This is a genomic window from Dactylosporangium sp. NPDC005572 (assembly GCF_040605515.1).
GTDB lineage: Bacteria > Actinomycetota > Actinomycetes > Mycobacteriales > Micromonosporaceae > Dactylosporangium.
This window is the reverse complement of record NZ_JBEXCY010000114.1, coordinates 25,557-35,989: the sequence shown is the minus strand read 5'-3', so window position 1 is coordinate 35,989 and position 10,433 is coordinate 25,557. Positions and strand designations below refer to the sequence as shown.

The 10,433-nt window shown below is 72.7% G+C and carries 8 protein-coding genes; 1 reads left to right on the top strand and 7 read right to left on the bottom strand.

Annotation, left to right across the window (positions count from 1 at the left end; all coding sequences use genetic code 11):
- Nucleotides 1-58: 58 nt before the first annotated feature.
- Genes ABZS66_RS38605 through ABZS66_RS38580 form a run of 6 tightly spaced genes read right to left on the bottom strand, consistent with a single transcriptional unit; the run spans nucleotide 59 to nucleotide 7,020 of the window.
- Nucleotides 59-1,810: a 4-alpha-glucanotransferase gene (locus ABZS66_RS38605; RefSeq protein WP_354766680.1), complete on the bottom strand. Its 1,752-nt coding sequence runs from the start codon at nucleotides 1,808-1,810 to the stop codon at nucleotides 59-61.
- An 8-nt stretch (nucleotides 1,811-1,818) separates the two neighbouring features.
- Nucleotides 1,819-2,622, bottom strand: a complete 804-nt coding sequence (locus ABZS66_RS38600; protein WP_354766678.1) for an MEDS domain-containing protein — start codon at nucleotides 2,620-2,622, stop codon at nucleotides 1,819-1,821.
- 22 nt (nucleotides 2,623-2,644) lie between these two features.
- A complete protein-coding gene (locus tag ABZS66_RS38595; RefSeq protein ID WP_354766676.1) occupies nucleotides 2,645-3,400 on the bottom strand; it encodes a DUF427 domain-containing protein in 756 nt (251 codons plus the stop codon).
- Nucleotides 3,401-3,421: 21 nt separating this feature from the next.
- Complete coding sequence (gene ppk2 / locus ABZS66_RS38590; RefSeq protein ID WP_354766674.1) at nucleotides 3,422-4,309, bottom strand: polyphosphate kinase 2; 888 nt, start codon at nucleotides 4,307-4,309, stop codon at nucleotides 3,422-3,424.
- 57 nt (nucleotides 4,310-4,366) lie between these two features.
- Nucleotides 4,367-5,980, bottom strand: coding sequence for a VWA domain-containing protein (locus ABZS66_RS38585; RefSeq protein WP_354766672.1), 1,614 nt, complete (start codon nucleotides 5,978-5,980; stop codon nucleotides 4,367-4,369).
- Nucleotides 5,977-7,020 (bottom strand): hypothetical protein, encoded by a 1,044-nt coding sequence (locus ABZS66_RS38580; RefSeq protein WP_354766670.1) that lies wholly within the window; start codon nucleotides 7,018-7,020, stop codon nucleotides 5,977-5,979. The genes ABZS66_RS38585 and ABZS66_RS38580 overlap by 4 nt, the downstream gene beginning before the upstream one ends.
- Nucleotides 7,021-7,297: 277 nt before the next feature.
- Between ABZS66_RS38580 and ABZS66_RS38575 the strand changes: the two genes are divergently transcribed.
- Nucleotides 7,298-8,944 carry a substrate-binding domain-containing protein gene (locus ABZS66_RS38575; protein ID WP_354766668.1) on the top strand — a complete coding sequence of 549 codons (1,647 nt, stop codon included), beginning with the start codon at nucleotides 7,298-7,300 and terminating at the stop codon, nucleotides 8,942-8,944.
- 72 nt (nucleotides 8,945-9,016) lie between these two features.
- Here ABZS66_RS38575 and ABZS66_RS38570 read toward each other — a convergent pair whose 3' ends face one another.
- Nucleotides 9,017-10,429 carry a M1 family metallopeptidase gene (locus ABZS66_RS38570; protein ID WP_354766666.1) on the bottom strand — a complete coding sequence of 471 codons (1,413 nt, stop codon included), beginning with the start codon at nucleotides 10,427-10,429 and terminating at the stop codon, nucleotides 9,017-9,019.
- Between the last annotated feature and the right edge of the window lie 4 nt (nucleotides 10,430-10,433).

Sequence of the window (10,433 nt, the reverse complement as noted above, 5' to 3'; positions counted from 1 at the left end):
TCACGATCAACACACCCCTTGACCAGCCACACCCACACCTAACTGAACGGCATTGCGACTAGCCGCTGAACTCGCCGTTGAAGATGTCCGCGATCTGGTGCATGCGGGCGTCGGTCATGAGCTCCTCCAGGGGCAGCGGCAGCGGGAGGCGCCAGTTCGGGTACTGGTCGGTGGTCCCGGGCAGGTTCGGCTGGCGCACCGCGCCGAGCACGTCGTAGGGCGAGGCGAGCACGATCCGGCACGGGGTGCGCTGGAGCAGCCGGTGCATGGCCAGCACGATCTCGTCGTCGGTGCTGTCGGGCTCGATGAGCCCCTCGGCGTCGAGGAGGTCGAGCAGGGCGGTGCGCTCCAGCGCGGCGGCGGCCCACTCGTCCTTGACGTCCCGGCCGTACTTGCCGCCGAGCACGCCGGCCTCGGCCCGGGCCAGCACGTGCTCGCCGGCCAGGAACCCGGCGGCGGTCGGCAGGTCGTGGGTGGAGATGCTGGCCACGGCGTTGGCCGGCCACTCGGCGGGCGGCAGGAAGGCGCCGGCGTCGTCGCGGGTGAACCACAGCACCGCGGAGCCGAGGATGTTGCGCTCCTGGAGGGTCCGGGTGACGACCGGCTCGACGGTGCCGAGGTCCTCGCCGACGACGACGGCGCCGGCCCGGGTCGCCTCCTCGACGAGCACGCCGAGCATGGCGGCGTCGTCGTAGTGGACGTAGGTGCCGTCGGCGGGCCCGCGACCCGGCGGCACCCACCACAGCCGCCACAGCCCGGCGACGTGGTCGACCCGCAGGCCGCCCGCGTGCCGGAAGATGTCGCGGAGCAGCTCCCGGTAGGGCTCGTAGCCGCTGGCGGCGAGCCGGTCGGGCCGCCAGGTCGCCAGCCCCCAGTCCTGCCCCTGCTGGTTGAACGCGTCGGGCGGCGCGCCGACCTTGGCGCCCTGGGCGATGACGTCCTGCATCGTCCAGGCGTCGGCGCCGCCGGGGTCGATGCCGACGGCCAGGTCGTGGACGATCCCGACCGCCATCCCCTCGGCGGCCCGGTTGGCCTGGTCGAGCTGCTCGGCGCACCGCCGCTGCAGCCAGGTGTGGAAGGCCACCCGCTCCGCGGGCGCCGCTGCCGTGGCCGCCGGCCCGGGCCGCCGCAGCTGCGCCGGCCACCGCCGCCAGTCGGCGCCGTGGACCTCGGCGAGCGCCGTGTACGTGGCGAACTCCCGCAGCGCCGGGTCCTCCACCGCCCCCGGACCGGTCTCCGCCCCCGGGCCCGGGAACAGGAGGGTCAGGGCTTCGTGCTTGGCGTGCCAGGTCGTGCCGTAGTCGATCAGGCCGTCGGGGGCCGGGGGTGGGCGTAGGGCGTCGACCCGGGCGCGCAGGGCTTCGGGGGCCGTGCGGTACTCGGGGAGGTCGGTCACCCGCAGGTACAGGGGGTTGACGAAGCGGCGGCTGGACGGGGAGTACGGCGACGCCGGGAGCGGGTCGACCGGAGCCACCGCGTGCAGCGGGTTGACCAGGACGGCGCCCGCGCCGGTGGACGCGGCCCAGGCCGTGAACGTGGCCAGGTCGGCGAAGTCACCGACGGCCCAGGAGTCGTGCGACCGCACGCCGTACAACTGGATCATCCATCCCCACGTCCGCGGCGGCTCCGGCATGGAGGCCGGCGTGCCGACCCGGCTTTGGGGCGCCGGCTCCGGGCCGAGGAGGGCGAGCACCGCCTCGACCACGTCGTCGGGGATGTCGATGCGCCGCTTGTCGGCCGTCTCGTAGTGGGTGGCGACACCGTGCGCCGCCGCCAGCGCGTGCAGCTCGGCAGGGGATGTGGGTGACACGTCTCCCGTCATACCCCCGCGACCTCGTCGCGAAGCACCAGGAACGGGACGTCGTCGGCGCCGACGAGCCGGAGGGCCTGGCGGACGCCCCGGGTGCAGCGCACGACCGTGTGGCGGGTCGGGCGGGACGCGGCGAAGCGGACCAGCGTGGCCGCGCCCGCGGCGTCGACGAACACGAGCTCGCTGGCGTCGACGAGGATCACGTCGTCGGAGACGGCGAGCAGGGCGAGGATCGCGGGCAGGGCCGCGGCGTTGGAGGCGTCGAGCTCGCCGGCCAGGCGCAGCTGGGCGCCCCACCCGCCGACGGTGAACCGCAGCAGCGGCGCAGGATGGGTGGCGCCCAGCCGGGCGAGCAGGTCCTGCGCGAACCGGCGGCGGTCGTAGAGGCACAGCGCCGCCGCCTGACCGTCGCCGAAGAAGCGGGTGGTGCCCGTCTCGTAGCCGAGGACGTCGTCGTCGCGCAGGCCGGCGGTGCGGGTCCAGTTCATCTCGCCGGCGACGCAGATGCCGGCGAAGCCCGCGGCCCGGGCCTCGTCGCGCAGCGCGTCGAGGCTGTCGAGCATGTCGGGGCCGGCGAAGCCGAGCCCGCCGAAGCCGGTGCCGAACCGCAGCACGCTGAACTGGCCGACGCGGGCGTCGGGCACGGCAGCGGTGAGGGTCCGGGCGAGGTCGACGGACCCGGCGTCGAGGAACGCCACGACCCGGTGGCCGGCGCCGACGCCGTGGCGGACGTACGCGACCATCAGGTCACGGCACTCGTGGTCGGAGGCGTAGGCCAGCGACAGATGGTCACCGAGTCGCCACGCGTCCACCGCCACAGCCTACGACCAGGGCCTACGCGCCCGGCGGCTGCCGCACTCCGTCGAGGAAAACCTCGACCCGTTCGTTATAGAAGCAGGCCAGTCCGGCGATCTTCTGGCTCTCGGGCAGCGGGGTCCGGTAGATCCACACCACGTCCTCGTGCACCTGTGGGCCGCCGGAGCCGCCCTCGACCTCGACCGACCAGTAGTGCGCCTCGCCCTTGTAGGGGCAGTGGGTCACCGTGGCGGACGGGCGGAACAGGTCCATCCGGACGTCGGGCAGGGGGAGGTAGTACCGCGTGGGCAGGCTCGTCTCGAACAGCATCCGCGGGCTGCGGGACTCGGCGAGGACGACCCCGTCGAGCTCGATGCGCACGGTGCGGGTGCTGGCCAGGATGTCGACCCGCTTGTAGGGGTCGCGCGGGTGGGTGTAGACCGGCTCGTCCTCCTCGAACCACTCGCTCATCGCGTCCCAGTCGAAGCGGACCGCGTCGCGCAGCTCGGGCAGGGGTGAGTCGGCGAAGCGGCGGGCAGCGGCCTTGGCCACGCCGCCGGCGGTGACGACGTCGAAGATCTCGGCGGTGCCGCGGCTCGGCGACCGCTCGGTGGTGCCGGTGCCGACGAGCTCGGCGTGCACGTCGGGCGCCGGGATGTAGTACGCCGGGTAGTAGGGGACCTCCCACACGAGCAGCGGGCGCAGCGTGTCGGCCACGAGGCTGCCGCCCAGGAAGGTTCGGACGCGTTTGGGGCCGGTCTCGACTCGCACCCGGCCCCGGTGGCTATCGGTCACGCCTCCCAACGCTACAAGCAACTACAGGCGCGGCGCGTCGTCCGCGGAGTCGTCGGCGAGGGCGGCCGGGCCCACGATCAGCGGATCCGGGGTACCGACAAGATCATGGTCCTTGCCGTCGTAGTCGAACCGGCTGAGGACGTGCCGCATCGCCTCCAGCCGGGCGCGCTTCTTGTCGTTGCTCTTCACCACGGTCCACGGCGCGTCGGCGGTGTCGGTGTAGAAGAACATCGCCTCCTTCGCCTCGGTGTAGTCGTCCCACTTGTCGAGCGAGGCGAGGTCCATCGGCGACAGCTTCCACTGCCGGACGGGGTCGACCTGCCGGATGAGGAACCGGGTGTGCTGCTCGTTGCGGGACACCGAGAACCAGAACTTGACCAGCTTGATCCCGGACCGGACCAGCATCCGCTCCAGCTCGGGGGCCTGGCGCATGAACTCCAGGTACTCGGCGCGGGTGGCGAAGCCCATGACCCGCTCGACGCCGGCCCGGTTGTACCAGGACCGGTCGAACAGCGCGATCTCGCCGGCCGCCGGGAGATGCCGGATGTACCGCTGGAAATACCACTGGGTGGACTCCCGCTCGCTGGGCTTCTCCAGCGCGATCACCCGGCAGCCGCGCGGGTTGAGGTGCTCCATGAACCGCTTGATGGTGCCGCCCTTGCCGGCCGCGTCACGACCCTCGAAGAGCACGACCAGCCGGTCGCCGCGCTCCTTGACCGCGTTCTGCAGCTTCAGCAGCTCGATCTGCAGGAGGCGCTTGACGCGGTCGTACTCGTCGCGGGTCATCCGCTCGTCGTAGGGGTAGTCCTCCCGCCAGGTGTCGACCGGCTGCCCGTCCTTGCGCAGCAGCACGGGGTCGTCATCGTCGTCGTCCTCGACGAGGTAGTCGTCGAGCGAGAGGTCGGCCATCCCAACGGTGTACCCGGTCGCCCGGCTTTTCACCACTGCCGGGGCTTGAACAATCGATTACTGGTACCCGCGGATCTCCTTGAAGGCGGCGGGCAGCGCGCCGGTGCGGGCGTCGAACGACCGGCCGCCGGTGAGCGTGGCCACCTGCTGCATCTCGGCGACGTTGCCCTCGCCGAACAGGATCGTGAACACCGGGATCTTCGGCAGCTGCGGCAGCCGGGCCTGGAACGCGGCCAGGTCGGCGCCGACGGTCCGCTCGCCGTCGGTGAGCAGCACGATCGAGGTGAACCGGTCGGGCTCGGCGGCGATCAGCGGCGCGGCCTGGGCGTAGGCGGCCAGCAGCGCGTCGTAGATCGCGGTGTCGCCGCCCGGGGCGAGGCCGCCGGCGTACGCGCGGATCTGGTCGAGGGTGGGCTGCACGTCACCCTCGGGCACGTCGAACCGGCGGGTCTGGCCGGGCTTCGTGCTGAACGGGATCATGAGCACCTGCTCGCGGCCGTTGAACCGGGTGAACTGGCCGGCCAGGCTGGTGTCGGCGCCGGTGAGCCCGGTCAGCGCGGCCTTCAGCCCGGCGATCCGCTCCCCCTTCATCGACCCGGACACGTCGAGCACGTAGATCGTGCGGGCCGGCTTGCGCAGGCTGTCGCCGAACGCGCCGATGAGGGCGTTGGCGGCCTCCAGCTTGCCGGGGAACGGCAGCTCGGGCAGCGACCCGCCGGCCGGGCCGAACTGTTCGGTGACCTTGACGGTCGGCACCGCGGGCCGCCGCCAGGTCCTGGCCATGATCTCCTTCTGGACGCTGGGCCGGCGCAGGTAGTCGGCGACCGCCGCGTAGTTGTCCTTGACCTGCTCCGGCACGCCGCTCAGCAGCGTCAGCGGATAGTCGGCGCTGACCACGCCGTCGGACGGGTACACGACGGTCATCGGCTCGGCCAGCTTGCCCGACGCGTTCAGCGACAGGATCACCGACTCGTAGTTGACCAGCCCGTCGACGGGCTTGCCCTCCTGCTGCTGCTTGAGGAACGCGTCGGCGAGCCAGCCGGACGAGCCGGCGGTGAGGTTCTGCCCGGCGAAGAACGCCCGCAGCCGCGGGGTGAGCGGCGCGATCTGCTCTGCGGTGAGCGCGGCGCCGGTGCCGGCGAGCGCGGCGGCGACGCCGACCAGGGCGGAGAAGCCGGAGTTGGAGCTGGCCGGGTTGGTCATGCCGTAGCTGAACCGGTGCTCGCCGGCGGCGACGGCGATCTCGCTCCAGGTCGGGCGGTGCTCGGCCCAGCCGAGCTGCTGCGCGACGGAGCGGCGCAGGCCGAGCACGACCGGGGAGGTGGCGACCTTGGTGGCGGTGCCGATCTTGTCGCCGGCGCCGGGGTGCAGCTGGAGGTACCGGTTGCTGGCGAACCAGATCGCGTCGTACTGCTGGGCCGCGGTGCCGTTGACGACGGTCTCGACGCCTTCGAGGGTGCCGGTGGTGCTCAGCTTGACGGTGACGCCGGTGGCGGCGGCGGCCGCGTCGAGGATCGGCTGGAGGTCGGCGAGCTCGCTGCCGGCGAGGACGCGCAGCACGCCGCTGCCCTTGAGGTACGGGCCCTCGCCCTGTTCGGGTGTGGCCTTCGTGTCGCTGGTGCAGGCGGTGAGCGCGACGAGTGCGAGCGCGACCCACGTGAAGCGCCTCATGCGAGCTTCTCCTCGACCTTGGTCAGCAGGGTGTGCAGGGTGGCCTGGTCCGGGGCCGGGACGGCGCCGACGATGAGCTCCGGCAGGCGGGCGTCGCCGGGGCGGACCTTGTCCAGCACCGGGCGGGAGACCGCCGGGTCCAGGGCCCGGAAGCCGTGCTCGGCGGCGAGGCGCTGCAGGTCCGGGTCGGTCTGCAGGAGCTTGGCGACCTTCGCGCCGGCCTCGGTGAACGGCACGACCGTGTGGGCGCACATCACGGTCGGCGTCGGGTAGATCAGCGTCTGTCCACCGCTGAGCGTGGTGTGGACGGCGTGGTCGACGAACTGGGCCTCGTAGATGAGCACGAGGGGCGCGAAGTTGCTGCCCTGCAGCAGGTACTTCTCGAACGGCTCGCCGCTGGTGGTGTCGACGGCGCCCTGGTCGGCGAACAGCTGCGCGACCTCGGCCACGTCGCCCTTGGTGACGCTGTCGAGCAGCGCCGCGTACATGGCGGCCGAGTTCGAGTCCTGCGGGTGCGTCGTGGCGACCAGCACCTTCCGCTCGGCCGGGAACGCCGCGTTGCCGGGGATCTGCTTCCACAGCAGGCCGGCGCGGTGCCGTTCGACGAGCTTGGCCAGGTCGAGCCGCCAGACGCCGGTGCCGTCGCGGGAGGCCAGGCCGGCGGTCTGCAGCACGTCGACGATCGGCGTGAACGTGGCGACCGCGAGCGGCGAGCTGAATACGGCGACCGGGTCGGCGGCCGGCGCGCGGCGCGCGGCGAGCTCCTGCGCGGCGGCGAGGCTGCCGGGGAACGCCAGGTCGTAGCCGGCGAGCCGGTTCGCCATGTCGCGCGAGCCGGAGGCGTCGGCACGGTAGGTGAAGCCGTGCTCGTCGAACGCGCCGCGCACGGCCGGGTCGGTGAAGAAGCCGAGCTTCTCCGAGCCGACCAGCAGGGTCACGTGCGTCGTGCCGCCCCGCGACCGGCCGACGAGGTGCCCGACGAGGGCCCCCGCGACCACCAGCACCACCACGGCGACGATCAGCACTCCGGTGCGTCTCACGGCCCCGATTCTGGCCCATGTCCGCAACCATCAGCTATATATCTGCTGTTCAGCGGCCGTTCATCTGATCCACTGTGGACTGTTGCCCGTGATGACCGGTAGCCGGCTCCGCACGCTGGGTATACGGCGGGGCGCCGGCCGTCGGAGAACATGCTGGCCGAACGGGCCGGGGTGGCCGCCGGACGGCCGAGAGGGGCCGGAATCCGCTGCGCTCGATGACATACTTGCGCTCGATCAAACACCCCCCTCTTTCGAAACCTCTGGCGGACGGTCGACCATGGGCAAGCATCAGGCCGGGAGCCGCGGCGTGGGCACGGTGCTGCGCGGGCTGGTGCTCGTGCTCGCGGTCGGCCTCGTGGCCGGTGCCGGCTGGTACGTGCTGCGCGGCAAGCCCACCGGGGCCGACGGCGCGGCCTGCCCCACCACGCTGCACGTCGTCGCCGCGGCGTCGATCTCCAACGTCGTCTCGGCCGCCGGGCGCACGCTGCGGGCCGGCGACGACTGCATCCTGGTCGACACCGTCAGCGCCGACGGGCGCTCGGGCGCGGCCCAGCTCAGCCAGACACCGGTCGACGTTTGGATCCCCGACGACACCGCCTGGACGGCGATCGCGCCGCCGCAGTTCCTGGCCGAGAAGGGCAACCTCAACGCGTACAGCGTGATCGCCAGCAGCCCGATCTACATGGTCACCGACCCGGCCACCGGGGACCGGATCAAGGCCGCCGGCGACAGCTGGCTGGCGCTGGCGAACCTGCTGAACAACCGCGCCTCCGGCGTGCGGCTCGTCGTGCGCAACCCGGCCCTGAACGGCGACGGCATGGTCGCGGCCGGCGCCGTCGGCGAGGCCGTCTGGATCGAGCGGGGCATGGACGCCTCGTCCCTGGCCCTGGCCAACATGCTCCCCGTCACCCGGACCGTCAACCACGACCTGTCCGCCGCGCCGAACGCGGCCGGCGAGGTGGGCCTCATCCCCGAGTACGCGCTGCTCAGCACGCTGCGGCTGGCCCAGGCCGACCGGCGCTACATCGTCGGCGCCGACCACACGGCGCTGCTGCGCTACACCTGGCTCCCGACGGCCGCCGCGGTCAAGAACGCGAAGCGGGCGGCGGCGCTCAAGCGGCTGTACAGCGCGTTCACCTCGCAGGAGGGCAGCCGCGCGCTGGCCGCGGCCGGGCTGCGCGGCCCGGACAACATCCGCCCGATCTACGACGGCGCGAACGCGCTGCCCGAGCCGACCGCGAAGCCGTTCGACGTGCTCGCGCCGCATCACGTCCAGCACATCTTCGCCACGTGGGACCCGGAGGACCGGCGCAGCAACCTGCTGATCATCGTGGACCTCGCGACCGGCGGCTCCTCGCCCACCCCCGGCAACTCCTCGTCCCCCGGCGGCAAGCAGGCGCCCGTCGACGTGGTCAAGCAGGGCTGCCGGCAGCTCGCCGACCTGATGCCGATCGGCTCGCGGCTGGGCCTGTGGGAGGTCGCGCCCGGCCAGCCCGGGTACCGCAAGATCGTGCCCACCGACCGCCTGGACGACGCGACCCGGGCGACGTTCGGCACGTCGGTGAAGTCCCTCGCCGCGCACCGCGCGGGCCCGGGCCTGCTGGACGCGATCGTGGCCGGCTACCAGTCGGTCCGCGACGACTGGCACGACGACATGTTCAACCAGGTCTTCATCCTGACCGACGACCAGAACAAGGACAGCGCCAACGCGGCCGCGGTGAACGCGATGGTCCAGAAGCTCACGGCCCTGAAGGACCCGAACAAGCCGGTGACGATCAGCGTCGTGGTCCTGAACAAGAAGGACGCCGCGGACGCGCTGAAGGCGTCGCTGAAGCCGATGGACGCCTACGTCGACAACGCCACCAGCTCCGACGACGTCCAGGCCGCCTTCATCCACGTCGTGGCGGGCGGCCTGCACGAGTGACCCGCCGCCGGCCCGCCGCTCCTGCGCGGACCGCAGGCGTCAGGCGGGCGCCAGACGGGCGCCAGACGGGCGTCAGGCAGGGGTCGTCGGGGAGTCGAGCCAGTCGTTGATCAGGCCGGTGAAGTCGCGGCCGGTCTGCCGGTTCACGAACGCGGTGAACGACGCCCGGTCCTGCGCCGTGCCCGCGTACGTGCGCACCCAGGCGCGGCCCAGCGCGAAGAACTTCGCGTCGCCCAGGGCCTTGTGCAGCTGCCGCAGCATGAGCGCCGGGCAGACGTAGACGTTGCCCTCCGCGAAGCTGTCCGCCGGCGGGTTGCCCGGCGGGCCGATGTCCTTGCGCAGCCGCGTGTCCGCCACGCGCGCCTGCCGCTCCCATCGCTCGATGGCAGCCGTGTCTCCACGGGCGACGTACAACTGCTCGGCGTAGCTCGCCCAGCCCTCGTTGAGCCAGACGTCGCGCCACGTCGACGGGCCGACGGCGTCGCCGAACCAATGGTGGGCATACTCATGGACCATCACCTGGCGGACGCCGGGACTCCCCGCCACCTCATTGCCGAGGGTGACCATCTGCTGGGTTTCCATCGCCGACGACGACGGCACGACCACCACGCCCGCGCTGGGGAACGGATACGGGCCGAACCGTTCCTCGAGCCAGTCGATGAGCTGACCCGACTGTACCAGGGCATCGACCGCCCCGTCGTCCCGCCCGGTCCGCGTCCAGACCGTCACGGGCAGCCCGCGCGGCCCGCTGACCTGCGTCTTCGTGTACCGACCGACGGCGAGCGTGGTCAGGTAGCTGGCCACCGGCTGGGTCGTCGTGTACTCGAACGTGCGGCCCGACTGCGGCTGCGGCGTCCCGCTGGCGATGCCGGCCCAGCCGTCCGGCACGGTCACCGCGATGTCGTAGAGGGCCTTGTCCGACGGCTGGTCGCTCACGGGGTACCACGTGGAGGCCCCGTATGGCTCCTGCATCGTCCACAGCTCGCCGTCGGCGGTGACGGTGAGCCCGAGCGGCTCGGCGTCACCCCGGTGTGAGGGCATCGGCACGGTCCGCGGCGTGCCCGTGTACTCGACGACCAGGGTCGCGACGGCGCCCGCGGCCAGCGGCCGGTCGACGGTCAGGTCCTCGCCCGCGAAGCCGGCCGTGGCGGCGGTCCCGTCGACGCTCGCCTTGCCGACGGTGTACGCGCTGGAGAAGTCGAGCCGCACCTGCGGCACCGCGCGCACCGCGCGCAGCCGGATCGTCGCCCGGCCGCTGAGCGTCTTCGCCTCCGGCGCCCAGGTCAGCGCCAGCCCGTAGTGCAGGACGTCGATCGCCGGGTTGCCGTACCCGGGGTACAGCGGATCCGCCACGGGTGTCGACGTGCCGTCCGCGGCCACCGAGCGCACCGGCAGCGTCCGGGCCTGCGAGATCACCGGGGCCGTGCAGGCCGTCGAGCCGGCCAGGACCCCGGTGATCGCGATCGCGCTCAGCAGTCGTCGCATCGGC